The organism is Gryllotalpicola kribbensis (assembly GCF_039538245.1).
Classification (GTDB): Bacteria; Actinomycetota; Actinomycetes; order Actinomycetales; family Microbacteriaceae; genus Gryllotalpicola; species Gryllotalpicola kribbensis.
The window spans coordinates 263,232-286,756 of record NZ_BAABBX010000015.1 but is presented as its reverse complement, the minus strand read 5'-3'; the positions used below and the strand labels follow the sequence as shown (position 1 = coordinate 286,756).

The following is a 23,525-nucleotide window of genomic DNA, read 5'->3' as shown; positions in this document are numbered from 1 at the left end:
CCGTGAAAGTCGGGCCTGGTCCACTGGTTGCCATGACCACCACGACCATCGCACCCACCCGGAGCTACCCCTCCCTGCGCGCGGCCTGGATTCCGCTCGCGGCACTCTGCCTCGCCTTCTTCGTCGAGATGGTCGACAACACGCTGCTGAGCATCGCGCTGCCGACCATCGGGCGTGATCTCGGCGGCAGCACCACCGCTCTGCAGTGGGTCACCGGCGCCTACTCGCTCACCTTCGGCGGCCTGCTGCTGACCGCCGGCTCGATCGCCGACCGGTTCGGGCGCCGACGCGTGCTGCTGATCGGGCTCGCCGTCTTCGGCCTGCTCAGCCTGCTGGTGATCTGGGTGCACTCCACGGGCGAGCTGATCGCGCTGCGGGCCGCGCTCGGCGTCGCCGCGGCCGCCATGGCGCCCATCACCAACTCGCTCGTCTTCCGCCTGTTCGAAGGCGAGGCCGAGCGGATGCGCGCGATGACCCTCATGATCGTCGTCGGAATGGGCGGATTCATCCTCGGCCCGGTGCTCGGCGGCACGGCGCTCGCGCACCTCAGCTGGCAGTGGCTGCTCGTGGTGAACGCCCCGATCGCCCTCATCGCCGTGGTCGGCGTGCGCATCGGTGTCGCCGCAGACCGCCGCGAGGACCTGACCACCGACAAGCTCGACCTGCCCGGCGCGATCCTCAGCATCGTGACGATCGGCCTCGCCTGCTTCGTCGGGACGAGCGGTGTGCAGTACGGCTGGCTGTCGGCCGCCACGATCGCTTCCGTGATCGGCGCGCTGGCGGCGCTCGCCGCATTCGTCTGGCACGAGCTGCGCACGCCGTCGCCGATGCTCGACCTGCGCCTGTTCGTCAACGGCACGATCCGCGGCGCGTTCATCGCCGAGATCGGCGCCGCGGTCGCGATGGCGGCCGTCATGTTCGCCCTCATCCTGCACTTCCAGTACGCCTACGGGTGGAGCCCCGTGCGCGCCGGCCTCGCCAACCTGCCCATGATCGCGACGATGGTCGCCGCGGCGCCGCTCACCGAGTGGCTCGTGAAGCGGTTCGGGCACCGGGTCACGACCCTCATCTCGGCGGCCCTGCTCGCCGGCTCGCTGTTCGGCCTCGCCTGGGGCGTCTCGCACGGCTACCTCGCGGTCGCGATCTTCATGGTGACGCTCACCCTCGGTCTGCGCAGCATCATGACCGTCTGCGGCGTGGCGCTCGTGGCCGCGATGCCCGAGAACCGCACGTCGATCGGCACCGCGCTCAGCGACACCGGTCAGGAGCTCGGCACCAGCGTCGGCACCGCCGTCGTCGGCACCCTGATCGCCGCACTGGTCACCAAGGTTCTGCCCGCGGGCGTCTGGACCCCCTCACTGGTCGCCTCGTTCTTCCACGGCGAGAGCGTCACCTTCATCGTCATCGGCGTGGTCGTCGGCATCATCACCGGCTGGGGCGCGCTCTACCTGACCGGCTCGCGCGAGACCGAAGAGGCGCACTGAGCCTCGGCGCTGCGCGCCGCGACGGGGAAGCCTGCCGCGGCGCGCCGCTACGGTTGAGGCGTGACTGGATTCAGCGTGCGCCGCGCGCGCACGAGCGACGTGCGGGGCATCCGCGACCTCATCTCACCGCTGGTCGACCAGCGCATCCTGCTCGGCAAAGAGCTCGTGACGCTGTTCGAAGCCGTGCAGGAGTTCCGCGTCGCCGAAGACGATAACGGCCATCTGATCGGCGTGGGCGCGCTGCACGTCATGTGGGAGGACCTCGGCGAGGTGCGCACGCTCGCCGCGGCGTCCGAGTGGCGGGGGCGCGGCGTGGGGCACGCGATCCTCGATCGCCTCGAGGCGGACGCCCGTGATCTCGGTCTCTCGCGCCTGTTCTGCCTCACCTTCGAGACGGAGTTCTTCGGCCGCCACGGCTTCGCCGACATGGGCTCAGAGACGGTCGACCCGGCGGTGTTCGCCGAGCTGCTGCGCTCGACCGATGACGGCGTCGCGGAGTTCCTCGACCTCGCCCGCGTCAAGCAGAACACCCTCGGCAACACCCGCATGATCAAGCACCTCTAGGCGCCGGCACCCGGTTCCCCGGCACCCGGCTCCCCGGCAAGCTGTTCCCGTTCCGGACGTCGGTGCCCGCAGCCGCAGGCGCATCCGTCCGGAACGGGAACAGGTCGCTGCGGGAGGCCAGCGCGTGCTCGGTCAGCCGGCGCAGGGTCGCGAAGCCGTCGCCCGACAGCACGGATTCGAGATGGCCCTGGATCGAGGCGATGCCCGGCCCGCGCAGCGCCGTCACAATGCCGTCAGGGTCGACGGATGCCTCGAGCCTGACCTCTGCGTGCGAGGCGGTGGCCGCCGCCCGGGCGCCGAAGGTGTTGTAGAAGCCGATGGCGGCGGGCTCGCCGAAGACGTCGACGTCGAGGCGCACGCCCTGGCGCGGTGCGGGCAGCGGGGCGAGGTCGTAGCCCGCGAGCCCCGCGAGCACCTGGTGGCTGAGGCAGACCGCGAGCAGCGGGGCCGCGGCCCGCACGCGCTCGAGCATCAGCGCGCGCAGCCGGGCGATCCTGCGTTCGGAGAGGTCGCGCGGGTCGCCCGGCCCTGGGCCGAACACGACGAGATCGTCCTCATCGACGCGCTCGACCGCGGCCCAGTGCGCGAGCCGCACCTCGAGGCCGAGGTGGCGCAGCTGATGGGCGAGCATGGTCGTGAACTGGTCCTCGTTGTCGATGACGAGTGCGGATTTCCCCGCAAGCGGCGACGCCGCGGCATCCGCCCCCTGCGGTCGCACCCAGAACGACGCGAGCCGCTCATTGCGCGCAGCGAGCGCTTCGGCGACGCCGGGGAGCGACGCGAGATCCGCGGGCCCTTCCTGCCCCGCGGGTCGACGCGGCGCTGCCTGCCCCGCGGGTCGACTCGGCGCTGCCTGCCCCGCGGGCCGACTCGGCGCAGCCGAATGGAGGCCGGGGCCCGCAGGCGGAAGCAGCCCGAGCGCCGCGAGCACCCCTGACGCCTTCGCGGCCGTCTCGGCGACTTCGCCCTCCGGGGTCGAGTGCCGCACGAGCGTCGCCCCGGCCGGAACCTCGATGCGGCCGCCCTCGCCGAGGTATGCGGTGCGGATCAGGATCGGCGCGTCGAGGGCGTAGCTGTGCCGGTCTCCATTCGGCTGCGCCGAGTCGACCAGCGCGGCAGGCTGCGCCGAGTCGACCAGCGCGGCGCGCGGCTGCGCCGAGTCGACCAGCGCGGCAGGCTGCGCCGAGTCGACCAGCGCGGCGCTCGGCTCGAAGAGCGCGAGCACGCCCGCGTAGTAGCCGCGCCCCTTCGGCTCGTGTCGTGCGATCACGGTGCAGGCGTTCTGCAGCGGCGAGCCCGTGACGGTCGGCGCGAACATCGTGCGCCGCAGTGCCTCGCGAACGTCGAGCGAGGTGCGGCCCTCGAGCAGGTACTCGGTGTGGGTGAGGCGCGACATCTGCTTCAGATAGGGCCCGAGGATGCGGCCGCCCGCGGGGCATACCGCGCTCATCATCTTCATCTCCTCATCGACGACCATGAAGAGCTCCTCGCTCTCCTTCACGTCGGCGAGGAAGTCGAGCACGCCGGCGCGGGTGGGGCCGCCCGCGGGGTGCCGGTAGGTGCCGCTGATCGGGTTCATCATCGCGACGCCGTCGCGCACCGAGAGGTGGCGCTCGGGGGTCGCCCCGACCATCGACAGCGCGCGGCCGCCGGGCAGGTGCACGGCGAACGTCCAGTACGCACCCGACTCGTCGGTGAGCAGGGCGCGGAACCACGACAGCAGGGCGGGTACGGCCGGGGCATCCGTATGCCCCACGAACGATCGCTTGACGACGAAGTTGGCGCCCTCGCCCCGCCCGATCTCGTCGTCGATCACGCGGCGCACGATGCGCGCGTACTCCTCATCGGGCACGTCGAACCCCTGCGCCTCCGCGGGCGCGGGCACGGCGGGCAGCGCGGCGAGCACGTCGAGCAGGGGCATCCGCTCGCTCTCGCTGACGATCAGGCTGCGCAGCGGCGCGCCGTCGTCGTGCGCGGCGAACCCGCGCTCGCGCACCTGCCGGAACGGCACGGCCGAGAGCACCGCGCGCCCGTCGAGGGGGATGTCGGCGAGCCGGTCGACGTCGACGACCTCGCCGGTGAGCACCTCGACGTCGGGGCCGCCGTGGCGGCGCAGCAGCGCGAAGGGGAGTTCGCCGTCTGACGCGGCGATGCGTGAGAGCAGGGGGTGGTCCATGGCAGTCCTCGTGGTCTGCCGCCGGTCGGGACCTTCGCCCCGCTACGCGAAACGACCGCCCCGAGAGGCGGTCGTCGTGTGGTCACGCGTCGGCTCGCCTAAGAGGCGAGCCACCAGTTCTGGGCGAGGCGCGTGTGCATGCCAGGGACAGTAGCACGGTCGGGATAGCCTGCGCACATGTCGACGCCCCACCACCCCGTCGGCCGCAGATCAGCCGCCGTCTACCGGCGTCGACGCCTCATGGTGCTCCTGATCCTGCTCGCGATCATCGCGGGCGTTCTGCTGCTCATCTTCCGCCCGGGCTCCGGGGGTCCCGCGACGGCCGGCGACGGCGGCGCCGCGGGCACCGTGGCGAACGGGACACCGGCGCCGTCGGGCTCGCAGAGCGCGCTCCCCGGCCCCAAGTCGAGCGCCAAGCCCGTCGCGACCGCGACGCCCAAGCCGACCGCCGGGCAGCCGTGCGCACCCGCGAACGTCGATGTCGAGGCGATCACGGATGCCTCGCGCTACGCCGCCACCGCCCAGCCGCTGCTCTCGCTCTCGCTGACGAACACGGGGCAGGCGATGTGCACGATCGACGCGGGCACGGCCACCATGGTCTTCACGATCACGAGCGGCTCCGAGCCGTACTGGACGTCGACCGACTGCCAGACGAACCCCGTGCACACCGACATCAAGCTCGAGCCGGGCAAGACCCTGACCACGCAGCCGATCGCGTGGGATCGCACCCGCTCGTCGAAGTCGACCTGCGGCGGCAAGCGCCCGGCGGTTCCGGCGGGCGGCGCGTCCTACCACCTCAAGGTCTCTGTCGACGGCATCGAGTCGAAGACCTCGAAGCAGTTCCTGCTCTACTGAGTCTCGTGTGGGGAGCGCTCCCCATCGTTCGCTCCGCGAGTGCCCGATAATCTCTGTGCACAGGGGAACACAAGGGGGAGCCGATGCCTGACCTGCGCGTCGATGTCGGGATGTATGCCGAGCTGGGGAGCGAGCTCGGGCGCGTCGCGACCGAGTTCGCCGACGCGAACACGAACAGCGACCGCATCGCCGACGCCGTCGGGCACAGCGGCCTCGCCGACGCCGTGCGCGATTTCGCCCACCAGTGGGACGACAAGCGGAAGGCCATGACGGGCGACATCCAGACGCTCGCGAAGTTCGCGACCGAGATCGGCGAGGGCTTCGGCCAGACCGACCAGGCACTCGGCGATGCGGTGAGCGGGCAGTGAGGCCCGCGGCCGCGCAGTGGCGCGAGATCGGCTACGACGGCGATCCGGTTCCGGGCGACCCCGACGTGGTCGCTGCGGGCGGCGCCGACTACCTCGCCGTGGCCGAGGCGATTGTCGGGGCGAAGCGGAAGCTCGACGGGATCGAACTCGACGGCCAGATCTCGCAGGCGGTCGACAAGCTTCTCGAGAAGACCGGCGAGGTCGCCTCGAACATCGGCAAGGCCGAGGCGCGCTATCGGGCCGCCGGTCAAGCTCTGACGGCGTACGCGCCCGTGCTGCGCAACGCGCAGGACGACTCGGCGGCGGCGCTGTATCGGGCGAGCTCGGCGCGCCAGGCATCCGACTCGGCGAACTCGAACCAGCAGTACTACCTGCACCTCGCACAGAACGAGACCGACCCGGCCTCTGCCCTGCAGTACACGAATCTCGCGAAGCGCGCAGGTGACGACGCCGACGATGCGAACGCGACCCTGAGCGGCGCGCGCAGCCAGATCGACGAGGCCGTCGCGACGCGCGACGCCGCGGCTGAGCGCGCGATCTCGCAGATCCACGAGATCACGAGCCATGACGGGCTCAAGGATTCCTGGTGGGACAACTGGGGCAAAGACCTGCTCGAGAAGATCACGGACATCGCCGGGATCGTGGCGAGCATCGCGGGCGTGCTCGCGCTCTGCGTCGCCTGGATTCCGGTCGTCGGGCAGGTGCTCGCGGCGGCGCTGCTCGTCGTCACCGCGGTCGCGGCCGTCGTCAACGCGATCGGGAACACCGTGCTCGCCGCGACCGGCGACCGCAGCTGGACGACGGCGATCGTCAGCATCATCGGCGCGGCGCTCGCGTGCATCGGCATCGGCGGCGCGCTGCGCGTGCTCGCCACCGCAGGCAAGGAAGGCGTCGCCGTCACCGAGACCGCGACCACCGTCGCCGAGAACGCGAACAAGTACGAGCAGGCCGCGGCGAAGATCAATCAGATCTCGCGCGACGCGCCCAAGAGCCCCGGCACGAACGTCCTCGACGTCACCCCTGAGCAGCTCGCGGCGATGAAGCCGTCCGAGTTCGACGAGGTCATGCGACTGTACGCTCAGGACGTGCCGGAGCTGAACGAGGGGGACATCCTCTACCGCCTCTACAGCAGTCAGCCGGGCGGCTCGACGATCAGCGGCGCCTCGTTCACGCGAGACGCACCGTTCATGCTCGAGAACCCGCGTGCGGCCTTCGGACTGCCGCCGGGCAACTCGGCCGATCGCATGGTCGTCGTACGCGTCGACGACCCGAGCAAGATGGTGCTGAGCCGCCACGCCCTGCCGCTCGAGGGCGGCCCGGGCGGCTCCTCCGAGTACATCTTCCCCGGCCAGTACGAGAACGGCGGCGGCAAAGGCCTGAGCATTCTGTACGACAAGTCCTTCGAGCTGCCGTGACGCGCGTCTCCGAGCTCGACTTCCGGCAACCGCTCTTCCTGTACGACGGCGCAGGCGACGGTGTCATCGAGGTGCGCACCGCCGCGTCGATTCCGCCGGACGGCGGCTTCTCGACCTGGGCGCGGGTCGTCGACCCACCGACGACGGATGCCGCTGAGCTGCTCGTGCACGCCACCGTGGCTGCCGCCGGCGCGCTCGACGGGCGCTGGTGGGGGCAGGCCTGGGTGTGGGCGATTCCCGCCGAGACGGCGGCCGAGCCGCTCACGACCGACATCGCAGGCAAGCGCCTGCTCGGGGAGTTCCAGCTCTCCCTCGAGCGACCCCACCGCCCCGTCGCGCGCGCCGACTGGGCCGCGGCGACGGCCCCGGCACCCGCCACCACCCTGAACGCCGTGGCCGACGGCCGCCGCATCGCCGTCGAGCTCACCGAAGAGCCGACAACCGGACTGCCGCGCGTCACCGCGCCCGACGGCTGGCCCGCCGAGTGGGACGACGGGCGCGCGTATCTGCTGCACCCGTTCGACGAGACTCACCCCGACCCGGCCGACGGTCCCGTAGAGGTCGAGCTCTTCCGCGCCTTCGGCGACCCTGAGGCCCTCGCCGAGCGCATCATCGCCGGCGCCGCGAAGCCGCTGCACTCGATCCGCCTCGAGCCGGCTGACGATTCCCGGAAGGCGACATGAGCGACCACGACGAGCCGATCTATGTTGAGTCCGCCCCCGATGTCGGCTCCGAGCGGCTGACCGCTGCGCTGGCATCCGTCGACGTGCCTGCCATCGGCCAGGCGCTGCGCCACGACTACGTGATCGTCCCGCTCATCGAGGTCGACGGCGGCGACGCACAGTATCGCGTCTACCGCACCGACGAGCCGGAAGGCGACAAGGCGTTCGACTTCGGCATCTTCTCGTCGACAGAGGCGCTCGCGAGATTTCTCAGCGACGACCCGGCCAAGAGGTTCGAGGTCGTCAAAGGCAGCGGCCTCGGCGGATTCCTGCGCGCACAGCAGCACCTGATCAAGTACGTGCGCTTCGATCCGGCGGGCCCGCACCCGGTGCGTGCGACGGTCGAAGACGTCCTGTGGTCGCTCGAGCCGCGTCTGCTCGACGACGAGGTGGCGTGGGCCGCCGCGGGCGGCATGCCCGAAGCCGCGCAGCCGGGCGACCGCGCCATCGCGATCGACACGCCCCTGAGCACCGACTGGGCCGTCATCGACGTCACGGACGCCGCTGTGCGCGCGCAGCAGGTGCGCAGACTGCTCGACGCACAGCTGGGCGGATTCCTGAACAGGAAGCTGCGCGCCGACTTCGAGGCGTGGTTCACTCGTGCGTCCGAGTTGGCGCTCGGCGCGGGCGGGCGCTTCCTCGCGTTCCTGGTGCGCCGCAGCGACAAGGCTGCGGCCGCCGTCAACCTCGCTCTGTACTGGCACGAGCTCGGCCCGGCGATCGGCGACGCGAGCCACCTCGAGCGCATGACCGAGCGATTGCGCGGTGAGCTCGCCGCCGATGATGAGCTCGTGGGCGCCGAGACGCCGGCCGGCCCGTTCATCCGGCACACGCGCCTGCGCCGCGCGGCGGCGGAGCTCGAGGGCGCCGATCGCGAACTGCTCGTCGTCGATTACTGGCTCGCGTTCCCCGACGGGCGCGGCCTCGCGCAGTACAGCTTCTCGAGCCCGCACGTCGAGCAGCGCGAGGCGCTGCTGCTGCTCTTCGACAACATCGTCGTGCGGGCACGCTGGGTGATGGAACAGGGGGAATGACGTGCGTCTGAAACTGACGCTGGCACGTCAATCGGGGCAGTCCGACGACATCGTGGTGACGACGGATGCCGTCGCGACGGTCGCCGACGTCGCGGGCGCGATCCGGCGCCTCGACCCGAAGGGCAAGGAGTGGGCCGTGGGCGGCGAGGGCCGCGTGCTCACCCTGGCCGTGGCCATGCCGGGGCAGCAGCAGCCCGACGTGCTCTCGCCCGAGATCCCCATCGGCGAGGCCCAGATCGGCGACGGGGCCACGGTGCTCCTCGCGGATGCCTCGAGCTACGGCGCAGCGCAGCCCGCCGGCTTCCACCCGATCGGGCGCCTGCGGGTGCTGACGGGGCCGGCGGCGGGCACGCAGTACGAGATCCAGGCCGGGTCGACGACGATCATCGGGCGCGACGGCGCCTGCGACATCGTGCTCGACGACCCCTTCGTCTCGGGCCGGCATGCGCGCATCCAGGCCTCCGGCGGCCTCGAGCTCGTCGACCTGGGCTCGGCGAACGGGCTCGTCGTCGACGGCGGCATCGTCGACCGCCTGCAGGTGAGGCAGGCCGTGCGCGTGCTGATCGGCGACACCGAGGTGGAACTGACCCCGCTCGCGCAGCCGCAGCAGCAGGCATCCGTCGCCCCTTCGCCCGCACCCGCTGCGAAAGCCGGGCCTGTCCTCTTCAACCGCTCGCCCAAGGTCGAGGCGCGCTACGTCGGCGCCGAGTTCGAAGTGCCCGAGGTTCCGGCTGAGACGGAATCGCAGCCGATTCCGATGATCGCGCTCGCGACGCCGATCCTCATGGCCGGCGTGATGTACATGATCACGCGGCAGCCGGCGTCGGTGGCGTTCGCGGCCATGTCGCCGCTGATGGTGGTCGGCAACTGGTTCACCGGTCGGTCGCAGCGCAAATCGCGGCTCAAGAAGTCGATCGCGAGGTTCGACGAGGGGCTCGAGAGTCTCACGACGGCGCTCGGCCGCGAACGCGAGAAGGAAGCCGCGCAGCGCGCGCTCGAGGCGCCCTCGACCGAGCAGGTCTATGAGGCGGCGGTGCGTCGCGCGCCCCTGCTGTGGACCAGGCGGCCCGAGCACTGGTCGTTCCTGAACGTGCGGCTCGGTGTCGGCGCCGCGACCTCCCGCAACACGATCGACGTCACCTCGCGCCCGAATCTGCTGGTCGAGTTCCAAGAGCGGCTGGATGCCGTCATCGAGGCGAACCGCACGCTTCCCGGCGTGCCGATCGTCGAGAACCTGTACGACGCCGGAGCCATCGGCATCGCGGGCGGGCCCGGGCAGACAGCCGGCGCCCTGAATTCGCTGCTCGTGCAGCTGACGGGGCTGCACTCGCCGGCCGAGGTGACGGTGGCGGCGATCGTCAGCTCGCGCTGGTCGCGCGAGGTCGAGTGGCTGAAGTGGATGCCGCATTCCTCGAGCCCGCACAGCCCGCTCGAGGGCAACCAGCTCGCCGACAGCGAGTCGAGCGCGAGCGCCCTGCTCTCGGACCTCGAGGGGCTCATCAGCGCCAGGCTGGAGGAGAAGCGGAGCGCCGAGCGCCGCGGGGCCATCGTGCAGGCCAAGGCGGCGAACGAGCGCGGGGCGAATGTGGCGGAGAGCGACGTGGCCGCGGGAACGCAGTCGCCGATTCCTGCGGTCGTGGTCGTGATCTCCGACGACGCCCCGGTTGACCGGGGGCGCCTCATCCAGCTCGCCGAGTCCGCTGCCGACGCCGGCGTCTTCCCGATCTGGGTGTCGCCGGACGTTCCCGCGCTGCCCGCCGTCTGCCGCACCTATCTCGCCATCGACGCCGACGGCCGCGCCGAGGTCGGCTTCGTGCGCCTCGGCGAGCACATCTCGGACGTGGTCACCGAGCCCGTCGAGGCGGAGCGCGCGCAGGCATACGCCCACCTGATGGCGCCCGTCGTCGATGCGGGCGCGCCGATCGCCGATGCGAGCGACCTGCCGCGCAGCATCTCGCTCGTGACGCTGCTCGGCCATGAGCTCGCCGAGTCGTCGTCGGCGATCGTCGACCGGTGGAAGCAGAACGACTCGATCCACGACCGCTCGGGCGGACCGCTCACCCCGCGCCGCGCAGGCAAGCTGCGGGCGATCATGGGGTCGGCGGGGCACGACCCGATGCACCTCGACCTGCGCACGCAGGGCCCGCACGCGCTCGTCGGCGGCACGACCGGCTCCGGGAAGTCGGAGTTCCTGCAGGCGTGGGTGCTCGGCATGGCCGCCGAGTACTCGCCCGACCGGGTCACCTTCCTCTTCGTCGACTACAAGGGCGGGTCGGCGTTCGCAGACTGCGTGCAGCTGCCGCACTGCGTCGGCCTCGTCACCGACCTCTCGCCGCACCTCGTGCGCCGGGCGCTGACCAGCCTGCGCGCCGAGCTGCACCACCGCGAGCACCTCTTCAACCGCAAGAAGGCCAAGGACCTGCTCGAGCTCGAGAAGCGCGGCGACCCCGACAGCCCCCCGGCCCTCGTGCTGGTCATCGACGAGTTCGCCGCGCTCGCCGGCGAGGTTCCCGAGTTCGTCGACGGGGTGGTCGACATCGCTCAGCGCGGGCGGTCGCTCGGCATCCACCTCATCATGGCGACCCAGCGGCCCGCCGGCGTCATCAAGGACAACCTGCGCGCCAACACGAATCTGCGGGTGGCGCTGCGCATGGCCGACGAGTCCGACTCGCAGGACGTGATCGGGGTCAAGGATTCGGCGCACATCGACCCGTCGATCCCCGGCCGCGGCTACGCGAAGACGGGGCCGGGGCGGCTCGCGGCGTTCCAGTCGGCCTATGCCGGCGGCTGGACGACGCGCGAGCCCGAGCGCGCGGACATCCAGGTCGCCGAGCTGCGGTTCGGCGGCGAGAACCGATGGGAGGACCGGACAGCGCCGGCATCCGTCGCCGATCATCAGCGCGATCTCGGGCCGAACGATCAGCAGCGACTGGTCAGGACCATGATCGAGGCGCAGGGGCTCGCAAGCATTCCGGCCCCGCGGCGCCCGTGGCTCGACGAGCTCGCGCCCCTCTACGACCTGTCCAAGCTGCGCCAGCGCACCGATGCCGAGCTGCTGCTCGGCGTCGCCGACGTGCCGGAGCGCCAGGAGCAGACGACGCAGTACTACCGGCCGGACGTCGACGGGCACCTCGCGGTCTTCGGAACGAGCGGCTCGGGCAAGACCACGGTGCTGCGCACGCTCGCGAGCGCCGCGGCGATCACCCCGCGCGGCGGCCCCGTGCACGTCTACGGGCTCGACTACGGTGCGGGCAGTCTGCGCGTCCTCGACCGCCTGCCGCACGTCGGCGCGATCGTGGCGGGCGACGACACCGAGCGCATCGTCCGCCTGTTCCGTACGCTGCAGGGCGAGCTCGAGCGGCGCGCCGCCGCCTGGGCCGACGTGAACGCGTCGAGCATCGCCGAGTACCGCGCGCTCGCCGGGCGGCCGAGCGAGCCGCGCATCCTGCTGCTGGTCGACAACTTCACGAACTTCAAGGACGACTTCGAGGTCGCCGCGGGCCGCGCCCAGTGGTACGACGTCTTCCGCGACGTCCTCGCGGACGGCCGCCGCCTCGGCATCCACGTCGTGCTCACCGCCGATCGCGCGGGGGCCGTGCCGACCTCGGTCGCGGCGTCGATCCAGCGCCGGGTCGTGCTGCGGCTCGCCGACGACGGCTACGGCGCGCTGGGGGTGCCGAGCGACATCCTCGGCCCGTCGTCCCCGCCCGGGCGCGCGATCGTCGACGGGCTCGAGACGCAGATCGCGATCCTCGGCGGAACGACCTCGGTGTCCGAGCAGGCCGAGGCGCTCGGCCGGCTCGCCGAGGCGATGGGCCGCGCGGGTGTCGCGGCGGCGCCGGCGATCGGCTCGCTGCCGAAGGAGTATGCGCAGAGCGCACTGCCGGCCTCCGTCGGCGGTCAGCCCGTGCTCGGCCTCAGCGACATCGATCTCGGCCCGTTCCCGTTCGACCCGTTCGGCACGGTCCTGCTCGCCGGTCCGCCGGCCAGCGGCCGCTCGACGGCGCTGCAGACGATGGCCACGGCGTTCGTGCGCGCCGCCGAGGGGAACCGGGTCTACTACTTCGGCAACGCCCGCTCGCCGCTCGCGCGCCTTCCGATCTGGACCGATGCGGCAAAGGACCCCGACGAGGTCGCGGCGCTCGCCCGCGACCTGCTCGCGGCCGTCACGGACCCGGACACCGAGGGCCGCATCGGCATCTTCATCGAGACGATCGGCGACTTCCTGCAGACGGCGGCCGACGGCCCGATCGTCGAGCTGGTCAAGGCGGTGCGGCGCAGCGATCACCTGCTGGTCGCAGAGGGCGAGACCAGCGCGTGGGGCTCGTCGTGGCCGCTGTTCGGCGAGGTCAAGAACGGCCGGCGCGGCATCCTGCTGCAGCCGGAGGCCGTCGAAGGCGACATCCTGCTCAAGACGGCGCTGCCGCGCATGGCGCGCAGCGAGTTCCCGCCGGGGCGCGGCGTCTACATCTCGCGCGGGCAGCATGCGCGCGTGCAGCTGCCGCTGCCAGAGTGAGCAGAGGGCGCGACCGGATGCCGCTGGCTGCGGCTTCGCATGGGGAGTGCTCCCCGTTCCCTCCGCACCGCTTCGGCAATAGCTTGGCTCCAGACTTCAGGGGACGCAGGACTAGAGGGGGGAACCGGTGAGCGATCTCAAGCTTGATCTCGGTCGATTGGAGGAGCTCTATCACGACCTGAACGGTGTCGTGAAGGAGTTCGAGGGGGCCGACAAGCTCAGCGACGATATCGCCGACGCCACCGGGGACGACGAGCTCTCGGGCAAGGTGCACGACTTCGCGCACAACTGGAACGACAAGCGCGCAAAGATGACGCAGAGCGTCAAGGACCTGCGCGACCAGATCAAGGCCGTCTCCGACGGCTTCACCCAGGTCGACGACGGTCTCGCCAAGGCGCTCAAGGAGTCGGCGGACGCCGGCCCTGCGCCCGCGCCGAAGGCGAAGGACTGAGCCATGGCCGACACCGAATACGCACCGCTCAAGGGCGACCCCGACCTGCTGGCCACCAAGGCCGCGCACTACCAGTCCGTCGCCGCCGAGATCGCTCGCTCCGTTCAAACCCTGACGAAGATCCAGGGCGAGAAGATGACGAGCAAGGCGATCGACAAGCTCCGTGAGAGCTCGGGCGACGTCGCCGATGACATCACGAAGGCCTACGACCGCTACGACACCACTGCGAAGGCACTCGCCGCCTATGCGGTCGAGCTGCGCGGCGCGCAGGACGACGCCAAGACCGCGATCGCGCAGATCGAGGAAAAGCAGGCGGCGGCGGATGCCGCGAACCGCTCTGCGTCCACCGCGCAGGACGCGGCCGACACCGCGACCGACGATCAGAAGACCGATGCGCAGAAGACGGCGCAGCAGGCTCAGACCGCAGCGGATGATGCGAACTCAGCCCTCACCGCGGCTCACAACCTCTGGCACGCCGCCCACGATCGCAAGGTCGCCGCTGCCAAGACGGCGGCCTCAGCGATCGACGGCGTCGTCAACGGCAAGGGCAACCACGGCCTGAAGGACAGCTGGTGGGACAACTGGGGCTCGAAGGTCTACGACATCATCAAGCAGGTCTGCAAGTGGGCCGGAGTGCTGTCGATCTTCTTCGGCTGGATCCCGATCATCGGGCAGATCCTGCTGGTGCTCGCCGCGATCGGCGCGGTACTCGACCTCATCGACGCGGTCGTCGCCGCAATCACCGGTGACGGCAGCGTCTTCGACATCATCATGGCCGTGGTCGGCGTCGCGCTGACCTTCGTCGGCGGTGCGGCATTCGCTCGCCTCGCCAAAGAACTGAAAGCGGTCACGGCGATCAAGGCCGGTGAAAAGGTGTTCGGCGGTGCTGTCACCGACATCAAGGCAGCCCGTACCTTCAAGTCGATCAGTGGCGGCGAGAAGCGGATCGCGACGATCGTCACGGATTCGCGCAAGGTGATGAAGCAGACGTCGTTCCGCGACGTCGAGCTGGACATGCTGAAGGACTCGACGAAGCAGTTCCGCCCCGATCTTTCGATGGAGGCGATCGCGAAGCTCAAGCCGACCTCGCTCGCAGACACGTTCAAAAAGGCGTTCGAGGAAGGCATCATTCCCAACCCGCAGAAGTTGCTGAAGCTCAACGGCGACTTCGTGGCAGGGGCGCGGTACATCGCCATGGATCCGAAGATGCTGAAGTCGGCTGAGGTCGCGGTGCCATTGTTCGGAACCTCGATCTACCAGGCGGACCAGACCTACAAGGCGGTGTCCGGTTACATCTCCGACGGCCAGGACAGCCCCGGGAAGCTCGCCACGAGCCTCGGTGGCGACCCGGTCGGCGCCACTTCCTCGATCATCTCTGATATCCGTAGTCTCGAGTGGAAGAACAACGGGTGACCGCTGAATCAGGAGGGGAGCCAGCATGATCTTCGGCACGAAGAAACCGAGGCCCATCGCAGATTTCGACATGGGTCTGGTCGACGGCTGGCAGTGGGTCGACACGGAGGACGCCCGGTGGCCCGACCAGTTGGCGGCCGACCTCGGGCTGACAGGTGCCGAGCGCCAGAATCTGAGCGGGCAACTCGGAGCAGTCGCGGCACGCGTGAAGGAGATCGGAGCGGATCGGGACGGCGCGGGCTCACTCGTGTGGATTCCGCCGCAGGACCAGGCTCGCGTTCGCTGCGTGCTGTCGTTCCGGTTGACGAATCCGTACGAGGGCGGTCCGGGCGCTTACGAGGGCTACCTCGCAGCCGACGAGGGCCGGCGCGAGCCCGGCCGGCGTTACGACATCGTGCAGACGTGGCGTGGCACGGCACCGATCGGCGACGTAGTCGGCGCGTACAACGTGATCACGTATACCGATCTCCTCGAAGACGCGCCGCGCAGCGAAGCACGCACGCTGTTCGGCGTGTTTCCGACCGGGGCATCGCAGATGTTCGAGTTCGTGTTCACCAGCGACGACCTCGACGGCTTCACGGATATGGTCGAGCGCACGTCGGAGTGGGTCGCAACGCTGACGGTCGAGCTCGAGAAATGAGCATGCCGGTACGCAGCGCCCGATCCGACAGCGAGGAGTTCGCCTTCGTACTGCCGGGTTCGTGGGCGTCGATCCCGCTGGCCGACGCCGATGCGCGCGCCGCGCGAATCTCGGCGCTCGTGAAGCAACAGTTCGGTACCAACGACCGACTGGCGTCGCGACGGCGCCAATTCCGCGAGGAGCTGGCCGCCTCGGCCAAGCAGGCGGCGGATGCCGGAGCCGCCGCGTTCTCCCTGTCCCTTGAGCTCTTCCCGGGGATTCCCGTGTCGGGCGCCATGATCTCGGTGTTCGAGGCGTGGCCTGCCGCAGGTGCCGGCATCGAGGACACCGCAAGTCGGCTCGCCGCCGCCTACCCCGAGGCCGAGGTGCTCGAGACCGACGCCGGCCCGATCGCGCGGAAGGCGACGGCGGGCACCCAGACCTACACGACGACCACCACCCCGTCGCTGGACCTCGACTATTGGGTTCCCGCGCCGGGCGGCTCACGCGTGCTCGCGACGAACGTCTCGCTGCCGATCGCTCCCGATCCGGGTCCGTTCACCGAGCTCTTCGACTCGGTGATCAGCTCTATCGTCTGGGCGGAGCCTGTTCGATGAGATTCGCGCGCTCCCTCGGCTATCTGGGAGTGACGATCACGTGGTTCATCGTCTTCGCACTCACGGTGGCGGTCGCGTTCTGCTTCTGGGTGGTCCCGCCTGGGCCAATCAGCACCCAGCAGGGCATTCTCGACAAGCTGCAGGACCCGAAGGACTGGGTATCGGGGCTCGTGCTCGTGTATCTGATCCTTCCGTGGGTGTGGGGCTTCGTGCACCTGCTCGTGCTCATGGCGCTGGGCCCGCTGCTGCTCGCGGCGCTCGCCTTCTGGCGGTCACTGAAACCGGGCTACGCGCACGAGAAGCTCACCGGCAGTGTGCTCCGCAGCGACGCAGCCGGCATCAGCCCGAGCGGTGTCGCCATCTCACTGCTGCCGAAGAGGCACACGCCGTACAGCCTGTGGGTGACCCGACTGAACGCGCGCGCGTGGCTGCTCGACGGTTCGTGGTACCTCGGTCTCGCCTGGCTCGGCTTCGCCCATTTCCTGTTGCTCGGCTGGCTGCGCTGGCCGATCCACAATCCGTTCCTGATCGCGCTGTCGATCGTGCTGGCGCTGGGCTTCGTCGTGCTCGCGGTGCGCAGGCTGCCCGTCGGCTGGCGCCGCCTTCGGCTCGACGCTGTCGACGGCGAGACGCCGGTGCTGGTGAACGGCGCCGAGGCGTGAAGCCGCGGCCGCGGCGGGGTCTGAGCCTCTCACTGATCGGCGGAGCGCTGATCGCTGTCGCGCTCGTGAACACCTTTGTCATCATCGGGCTCTTCAGCGGCATGTTCGTCGTCGGCGCCGGCATCTTCGCCTTCGCGCGGTGGATGTCGTCGAACCACTGGAAGGCCGGGCGCCCGCTCGGCTCGGGCGAGTCGTACGCGTGAGCTATCGCGCCCCCGCCGCGCGTCAGCTCGGCTATCTCACCGTCACGATCGTCTGGCTCATCCTGTTCCTGATCATCACCGCGCTCACGTTCGTGTTCTGGGTCGTGCCACCCGGCGCTCTGCACACTCAGCCCGGGTTCACCACCGGCATCGAGGACACAAAGGACGCCATCGGCATGATCGTCGTGGTCGCTGTCGTGTTGCCACTCGCCTGGGGGTTCGTCTTCCAGGTCCTCGCGATGGCGTTCGGCACGCTGCTGCTGGCGGCGCTTGCGCTGGGGCGCTCGCTGCTGCCCGGCTATCGTGGCGAGAGGATCACCGGCTCGCAATGGCGGGACGACGTCATGGGGCCGCCGCGGCTCACCGCTGTCGCGATCTCGCTGCAACCGCTGCGGCACACTCGATACAGCCGGTGGGCGGCGACGCTCAATCTGCGCTCGTGGATCTTGAGCGGCGCGTGGTATCTCGGCATGGTGCGCTTCGGGTACGCGAACTTCCTGCTGATCTATTGGGTGCGCTGGCCGCTCGAGAGCCCGGTCGCCGTTGCCGTGGTCATCGTCTTCGCCGTCGCGTTCGTCGTGCTCGGCGGCTTCTTCCTGCGTCGGGGCTGGCGTCAGCTCGAGGTCACCGCGGTCGACGGGCAGGTGCCGACCGTCCACAAGCTCGGAGCGCAGCCCGCTCACGCCGACGAGGGCTAGGCATGGGGAGTGCTCCCCGTTCCGCGCCCCGGCGAGGTTGGCTAACTTAGGTACCAACAAGCCGGTCGGCCAGGGGGCCGTCGCCGACAGACATCATCGTCTTTCGGCCGCGGGCTTGCCGACAACCACTAGGGGAGTAGATCTCATGGCTAACTTGAACGTCACCTACGGCGACATGACCAGCGCTGCCCAGCGCCTCAACGCCGGCAAGGACGACATCACCGCGAAGCTGCAGGAGCTGCAGGCTCTCGTCAACAACCTCGTGAGCGGCGGCTTCGTGACCGACACCGCGTCGGGCGCCTTCCACAGCTCCTACGAGCAGTTCACCAAGGGCACGACGCAGGCGGTCAACGGCCTCGACGGAATGTCGCAGTTCCTCACCAAGGCTGCCGACGCTCTGCAGAACGTCGACCAGCAGCTCGCCCAGGGCATCGGCGGCTGAGCAGCACGCACCCGAAAATGCGGGTCAGGTTCGCCTGGCCCGCTTTTTCGTGCGCAGATTCGCTCGGCTAAGCGGATGCCCCGGCCGACTGCACGGTGACGACGAAGCTGCCGAGCTGCAGCTGCGAGCCGGGAGCCACGGGCGAGGTGCGCCCCGGCTCGAGCACCGTGACGCCGCCGCCCGGTGACACGACGGCGATGCCGTTCGTGGAATGCAGGTCGGTGACCATGAGGTGGTCGAGCTCGGGCACGAGCAGCGCGTGCGTCTTCGAGAGCGACTTCGCCGGGTCGGCGAGCGGCAGCAGCCGTGCGCCGGGCGCCGCCACGGAGGCGGCCGGATTCCGGCCGACATACGTTGCGCCGTCGAGCGTGAGGCGCGAGCCGTCCGCGAGAAGCAGGGACCAGCTCGGGGCGGGCACGGATGCCGGCCGCGACACCTGCTGGACCTGAGAAGGCGTCGGGGGTGCCTGCTCAGCGGGCACGGCGGCAGGCGCGGGCGGCACCGGTGGTGCCGGCGGCGCGGGTGGCACCGGGCCTGCAGGCGGCTGGGCCGGTCGGAAGCTCGGGATCGTCGGGCCCGTTGCGGGGTTCGGACCGGGGTTCGGCGTGAAGAACGGCAGGCCGCCGGGCGCCGCGGGAACCTGCTCGCGCGCGGGCACCCCCTCGGGCTCGGGCGGTGGCGGCAGCAGCCCGGGCGGCGGCTTGATGTATCCGTCCTCAGACATCGGGCCCACTATATGCGCGAGTACCGGTAGTCCGAGAGCCGCCTGCGCAGCCACGTCATGCCCTCGCGGGCGTGCTCGAGCACCGCGTCGGCGTCGTGCCACAGCGCGTCGGCCGCGTCATCGGCGAGCTGCCCGGCCGCGAACACCGCGTGGTCGACGCGGCGGGCGAGGGGCCCGAGCACCCCGGGCTGCACGGCGACGCCGGATTCCTCGCCGGCGCGCTCGTAATGGGAGACGAGCTGAGTGCGGGTGGCGACGTGCCCCGGGCGGTCGAGGCCGAGCTCGCGGAATCCGCTCGTCAACTCGGCCCACGCACCCGCCGCGCGCCGATCGACGGGACCCGTGGCGCGCCTCCTTCGCCGCCGCCTGCGCAGCAGCCAGACGATGAGCAGCGGAAGGAAGACGATCGCGAGCAGAAGCAGCAGCCCGCCGCCCGCCCAGTAGGCCCACGCGGGGATCTGGAAGCCGTGGTCGCTCTTCTTCTTGTTCTGGTCCTTGGTCTGCACCGGCGTCAGCAGCTGGTCGTCCTTGGGGTGGTCGCGCGGCGGCTGGCGCACCTGCGGCTGCGGGATGATCTTCGGCTTGACGGTCTGCTCCTTGGGGGCATCCGTCTTCGTCGGCGTCGGGAAGAACGGCACCCAACCGACGCCCTCGAACGCCACCTCGGCCCATGCGGTGACGTCGTTGCCCCTGACGGCGACCTGACCGGCGCCCTTCGGCACCTTCGCGCCGAGCACGACGCGCACGGGGTAGCCGAGCGAGTGCGCCATGAGCGCGAACGCGGTGACGTACTGCTCCTGGTCGCCGACCATCGGGTCCTGGGTGAACAGCTGCTCGATGCGGTCGGCGCCCTCGCCCGCCCGCGACGGCACCGGGTCGCTCGCCCGGCCGTGGCTGAGGTAGCCCTGGTTCACGAGCGACTTCTGCAGGTTGACCATGGTCTGGTAGGCGGTGGTGGCGCCCCCTGCGTACTGCTTCGCCGTGCTCGCGACCACATCGGGCACGCTCGCCATCGGGGCGGGGTCGACACGCGCGGCCGGGATCGCGGTGAGCGCCTTGCTGGTCGGCACCTTCAGCGCCGTGACGTCGAGGTCGTAGCCGAGGCCGGATTCCACGCCGGAGGTCAGCGCGATGGTGCCGGTCTCGGTGTTCACACGCACGTTCTGCGAGAGCTTCGCCGCGTCGGGCCCGTCGATCGTGAGGCCCGTCGGGTAGCTCGCGTTCGGCAGCCACACGCCCGAGTAGCCCTTGATCGTGATGCGCGCGTGCGAGGTGGCGCCCGCGCTGAACAGCTTGGGCGCGGGCAGGTCGGTGCCGAGCAGCCGGAACGCTCCCGAGCCGGTCGCCGTGCCGGCATTGCGGGCGACGTCCCAGACCACGCCGTTCCAGCTGTCCATCGTCGCGAGGCGCACGTAAGAGCCCGCAGCCAGGCCCTGCTCAGTGAACAGCGTCGTCTTCGTCTCGTCGTTCACGTACTTGCGGAAGGCTGCGAGCGGGCTCGGGTAGTCGAGCGGGTCGAACGGGGGCACGATCTCGTCGCGGGCCACCACTCGGTCGGCCGTCGCGGGCTGCACCACGGCGCCGACGAGGCCCCCCGCGAGCAGGGCGCCGAGCACGACCGTCGCGATTCCGGTGAGCTTCCGGCGGGTGGCCAGCGTGCTCTCGGCGACGTTCGCTGCGGCATCCGTCGCGGAGCGCCAGCACACCCACACGAGCGCGATCGCGGTGAACAGGATGCCGCGCACGCCCGCGAGGAAGGTGAGGCGCGTGCCGAGGATGATCGTCGCGACGAGCAGGGCGAGCGGGGTGGCGACCGCGACCGCGCGGCGCAGCGTCGAGCCCGAGCCGACGCGAACCGGCCAGTACAGCACGATCACCGCCGGAATGGCCGCCGCCGCCCAGCTCGCGCAATATGCCAGCACGGGAATGTACGGCGGCGCCTGCAGCGGGATCGTGAGCGTCACGGCATCGGACCAGCCGAACACCGCGCCGCGCACGAGGCCGTCGAGCGTCTCGAGGTTCGGCAGCACGCCGAAGGTCGCGACCGCGGGCATCGCGAGGGCGCTGCCCAGCAGGAAGTACGCGAAGATCGCGAGCGCGATCGAGGTGACGAGCGATTGCCGCAGCCAGCGGCCCAGCAGCAGAGCGCCCAGACCCACGGCGAGGCCGCCGAAGGCGGGCACCGCGAACGCCGCGCCACCGTACATCGGCTGGAAGCCGAGCGTGGCGAGCGCCACGAGCGCGGCGACGGTGCCGAGCTCGATGAGCGGGCGCCGGCCCACGGCGGGGGTCACTGCCTGGTTCCCAATCGCGAGAGCATGAGCGGCAGCTCACGCAGGGTGGTGACGGATGCCACCGTGACCGGCCCCGAGCGGCGCATGACCGCCTCGCCGGCGACATCGGCGCGCACGGCCGTGAACACCGTGTCGTGGTTGAACAGGGTCGCCACCGCGCGCAGATCGGCGGCCGGCGTCTGCGAGCCGACGACGAGCAGCACGACGCTCGGCTGCGACTGCCGTGCGGCGAGACCGCGCACCACCTCGCGCAGCGGCTTCGCGCCGCGCTTCACGGGCTCGAGGCGGCAGGAGTCGTCGAGCAGCGACACCGGCGACACGGTGTGCATTGCGCCGCCGTCCCACCCCGCGACGATCTGGTTCTCTTCCCCGATCACGTGCACGCCGACCGAGGCGAGCACCGAGACAGCGAGCTCGAACTCGTCGTCGCTCGCGTAATGCGCCGCGTCGGCGCCGAGCACGAGCAGCATCTGCGAGCGCCGCGTCTCCTGATACTGCCGCACCATGAGCTGGCCCGTGCGCGCCGAGGTGCGCCAGTGCACATTGCGCATCGAGTCGCCCTGCTCGTAGGGGCGCAGGGCGTGGAAGGCCAGGTCGCTGTTGGTGATGGTCTTGGTCGGCTGGCCCTCGAGGTCGCGCACGAGACCCTGGGCGGACGCCTTGAGCCTGCTGGTCTGCGGGTGCACGAACAGCTCGATGCGGTCGGTCCAGGTCTGCGTGCGGCGCAGCAGCCCGAGCTGGTCGCCGCGCACCGAGGTCGCGGGGCCGGCGAGGATCAGCGCGCGGCGGTGGGTCGGCACGGCGAAGAGGTCCTCGTGCTCCTGCCCGGGGGCGAGCCGCGGCAGCTGGAACTCGGCGTGCGCGGCGCCGACGGGCAACTCGATGCGGCTCGGCAGCACCGGCCGCTGACCCGAGTTGGCCACCGCGATGCGGCCGAGGGCGCGGCCCCCGACGACCACGCGGCGGGGGTTGAGCTCGACGGTCACGGCGTAGGTGGTGCGGCCGATGGCGTACCCGCACGCGATCGCGAGCGCCGCCGTGAGGGTGACCCCGATGAACACCAGCTCGGACCAGTGCAGCAGGAAGCCGACGAGCAGGCATCCGATCGCCGCCCCGATCACGATGCGGCCGGCGACGGGCACCGCGTTCGCCGCCGCCTTGCCGGCGCGCGCGACGGGCGCCGCCGCGCGCGTCACCGGCTCGATGTAGCGCATCGAGCGGGTCGACAGGGCGGCGAGCCGGCTGGTGAGCGTGCCGGTCGCGCTGCTGGCGAGGTCGCCGAGGGTCGAGGTCATGTCAGGCGACTCGCGTGGTCGGCGGTGCGACGGCCGCCAGGGCGCGCTCGACGATGTTCTGCGTCGTGACGCCCGTGAACTCGGCCTCGGGGTCGAGGATGATGCGGTGCGCGAGCACCGGCACCGCGAGCGCCTGCACGTCGTCGGGCGTCACGTAGGTGCGCCGGTCGGCCAGCGCCCACACCTTCGCCGCGCGGGCGAGCGCGAGCGCACCGCGGATGCTGACGCCGAGCGAGGCGTCGGAGTCCTGACGCGTGCGGTCGACGATGTCGCTCAGGTAGGTCATCACCGCGGCGTCGGTGTGCACCTCGGCCGCGAGCTGGATCATGGAGGCGATGACGGATGCCTGGATGATGGGCTTCACCGCGTCGGAGCGCGTGCGGTTGGAGGCATCCAGCAGCAGATTGACCGTCGTCTGGCGGTCGGGGTAGCCGAGGCTCGTCTTGACGAGGAAGCGGTCGAGCTGCGCCTCGGGCAGGGAATAGGTGCCCGCCTGCTCGACGGGGTTCTGGGTGGCGATCACCATGAAGGGCGTGCCGACCGGGTGCGGCGTGCCGTCGACGGTCACGACGCCCTCTTCCATCACCTCGAGCAGCGCCGACTGCGTCTTCGGGCTCGCGCGGTTGATCTCGTCGGCGAGCACGACCGACGCGAACACGGGGCCCGGGTGGAACTGGAACGCGCCGGTGGACTGGTCGTAGATCGTGACGCCCGTCACGTCGGAGGGCAGCAGGTCGGGGGTGAACTGGATGCGCGACTGCGTGCCCTCGATGCTGTTGGCGAGTGACTTCGCGAGCACCGTCTTGCCCGTACCCGGCACGTCCTCGAGCAGCACGTGCCCGCCGGTGAGCATGCTCGTGACGACCAGCTTGATGACGTCGTGCTTGCCGAGGATCGCCTGGTCGAGATTGGCGATCAGCTGCGCCACGGCGTCGGCGAACCAGTCGGCTTGTTCCTGGCTTACGGGCATGAT

21 protein-coding genes are annotated in these 23,525 nt (G+C 70.7%); 16 read left to right on the top strand and 5 right to left on the bottom strand.

The window, feature by feature from the left end; translation table 11 throughout:
* The first annotated feature begins 32 nt into the window (after positions 1-32).
* A complete protein-coding gene (locus ABD716_RS10815) occupies positions 33-1,484 on the top strand; it encodes an MFS transporter (RefSeq protein WP_344776692.1) in 1,452 nt (483 codons plus the stop codon).
* A gap of 60 nt (positions 1,485-1,544) precedes the next feature.
* Positions 1,545-2,048: an amino-acid N-acetyltransferase gene (locus tag ABD716_RS10810; RefSeq protein WP_344776690.1), complete on the top strand. Its 504-nt coding sequence runs from the start codon at positions 1,545-1,547 to the stop codon at positions 2,046-2,048.
* Here ABD716_RS10810 and ABD716_RS10805 read toward each other — a convergent pair.
* Positions 2,035-4,224, bottom strand: a complete 2,190-nt coding sequence (locus ABD716_RS10805; protein WP_344776688.1) for a chorismate-binding protein — start codon at positions 4,222-4,224, stop codon at positions 2,035-2,037. The two genes, ABD716_RS10810 and ABD716_RS10805, sit on opposite strands and share 14 nt — an antisense overlap.
* A 177-nt stretch (positions 4,225-4,401) precedes the next feature.
* On the opposite strand from ABD716_RS10805, the gene ABD716_RS10800 reads away from it, so the two are divergent.
* The 14 genes from ABD716_RS10800 (at position 4,402) to ABD716_RS10735 (ending at position 18,239) form a co-directional block, all read left to right on the top strand.
* Positions 4,402-5,079, top strand: coding sequence for a hypothetical protein (locus ABD716_RS10800; protein WP_344776686.1), 678 nt, complete (start codon positions 4,402-4,404; stop codon positions 5,077-5,079).
* A gap of 83 nt (positions 5,080-5,162) precedes the next feature.
* On the top strand, positions 5,163-5,447 hold the full coding sequence (locus ABD716_RS10795) for a hypothetical protein (RefSeq protein ID WP_344776684.1): 285 nt from the start codon (positions 5,163-5,165) through the stop codon (positions 5,445-5,447).
* Positions 5,444-6,862 carry a hypothetical protein gene (locus ABD716_RS10790; protein WP_344776682.1) on the top strand — a complete coding sequence of 473 codons (1,419 nt, stop codon included), beginning with the start codon at positions 5,444-5,446 and terminating at the stop codon, positions 6,860-6,862. Before ABD716_RS10795 ends, ABD716_RS10790 begins: the two co-directional genes overlap by 4 nt.
* Positions 6,859-7,545 (top strand): hypothetical protein, encoded by a 687-nt coding sequence (locus ABD716_RS10785; RefSeq protein ID WP_344776680.1) that lies wholly within the window; start codon positions 6,859-6,861, stop codon positions 7,543-7,545. The genes ABD716_RS10790 and ABD716_RS10785 overlap by 4 nt, the downstream gene beginning before the upstream one ends.
* Positions 7,542-8,618: a hypothetical protein gene (locus ABD716_RS10780; protein WP_344776678.1), complete on the top strand. Its 1,077-nt coding sequence runs from the start codon at positions 7,542-7,544 to the stop codon at positions 8,616-8,618. The genes ABD716_RS10785 and ABD716_RS10780 overlap by 4 nt, the downstream gene beginning before the upstream one ends.
* Position 8,619: 1 nt before the next feature.
* Positions 8,620-13,134 carry a type VII secretion EssC family protein gene (locus ABD716_RS10775; protein WP_344776676.1) on the top strand — a complete coding sequence of 1,505 codons (4,515 nt, stop codon included), beginning with the start codon at positions 8,620-8,622 and terminating at the stop codon, positions 13,132-13,134.
* A 127-nt stretch (positions 13,135-13,261) separates the two neighbouring features.
* On the top strand, positions 13,262-13,585 hold the full coding sequence (locus tag ABD716_RS10770) for a hypothetical protein (RefSeq protein ID WP_344776674.1): 324 nt from the start codon (positions 13,262-13,264) through the stop codon (positions 13,583-13,585).
* 3 nt (positions 13,586-13,588) lie between these two features.
* Positions 13,589-14,998 carry a putative T7SS-secreted protein gene (locus ABD716_RS10765; protein ID WP_344776672.1) on the top strand — a complete coding sequence of 470 codons (1,410 nt, stop codon included), beginning with the start codon at positions 13,589-13,591 and terminating at the stop codon, positions 14,996-14,998.
* A gap of 25 nt (positions 14,999-15,023) precedes the next feature.
* Positions 15,024-15,638, top strand: a complete 615-nt coding sequence (locus ABD716_RS10760; RefSeq protein WP_344776670.1) for a hypothetical protein — start codon at positions 15,024-15,026, stop codon at positions 15,636-15,638.
* 2 nt (positions 15,639-15,640) lie between these two features.
* Positions 15,641-16,234: a hypothetical protein gene (locus ABD716_RS10755; protein WP_344776668.1), complete on the top strand. Its 594-nt coding sequence runs from the start codon at positions 15,641-15,643 to the stop codon at positions 16,232-16,234.
* Entirely contained in the window at positions 16,231-16,896 is a 666-nt protein-coding gene (locus ABD716_RS10750) for a hypothetical protein (protein ID WP_344776666.1), read from the top strand. The genes ABD716_RS10755 and ABD716_RS10750 overlap by 4 nt, the downstream gene beginning before the upstream one ends.
* Positions 16,893-17,099, top strand: coding sequence for a hypothetical protein (locus ABD716_RS10745; protein ID WP_344776664.1), 207 nt, complete (start codon positions 16,893-16,895; stop codon positions 17,097-17,099). The genes ABD716_RS10750 and ABD716_RS10745 overlap by 4 nt, the downstream gene beginning before the upstream one ends.
* Positions 17,096-17,797, top strand: a complete 702-nt coding sequence (locus tag ABD716_RS10740; RefSeq protein WP_344776662.1) for a hypothetical protein — start codon at positions 17,096-17,098, stop codon at positions 17,795-17,797. Before ABD716_RS10745 ends, ABD716_RS10740 begins: the two co-directional genes overlap by 4 nt.
* A 145-nt stretch (positions 17,798-17,942) precedes the next feature.
* On the top strand, positions 17,943-18,239 hold the full coding sequence (locus ABD716_RS10735; RefSeq protein ID WP_344776660.1) for a WXG100 family type VII secretion target: 297 nt from the start codon (positions 17,943-17,945) through the stop codon (positions 18,237-18,239).
* Between the two features lie 67 nt (positions 18,240-18,306).
* Here ABD716_RS10735 and ABD716_RS10730 read toward each other — a convergent pair whose 3' ends face one another.
* Genes ABD716_RS10730 through ABD716_RS10715 form a run of 4 tightly spaced genes read right to left on the bottom strand, consistent with a single transcriptional unit; the run spans position 18,307 to position 23,522 of the window.
* Positions 18,307-18,963, bottom strand: a complete 657-nt coding sequence (locus ABD716_RS10730) for an FHA domain-containing protein (RefSeq protein ID WP_344776658.1) — start codon at positions 18,961-18,963, stop codon at positions 18,307-18,309.
* 8 nt (positions 18,964-18,971) lie between these two features.
* Entirely contained in the window at positions 18,972-21,257 is a 2,286-nt protein-coding gene (locus tag ABD716_RS10725; protein WP_344776656.1) for a transglutaminase-like domain-containing protein, read from the bottom strand.
* On the bottom strand, positions 21,254-22,552 hold the full coding sequence (locus ABD716_RS10720; RefSeq protein ID WP_344776654.1) for a DUF58 domain-containing protein: 1,299 nt from the start codon (positions 22,550-22,552) through the stop codon (positions 21,254-21,256). Before ABD716_RS10720 ends, ABD716_RS10725 begins: the two co-directional genes overlap by 4 nt.
* A 1-nt stretch (position 22,553) precedes the next feature.
* Positions 22,554-23,522 (bottom strand): AAA family ATPase, encoded by a 969-nt coding sequence (locus ABD716_RS10715; RefSeq protein ID WP_344776652.1) that lies wholly within the window; start codon positions 23,520-23,522, stop codon positions 22,554-22,556.
* Positions 23,523-23,525: the final 3 nt, after the last annotated feature.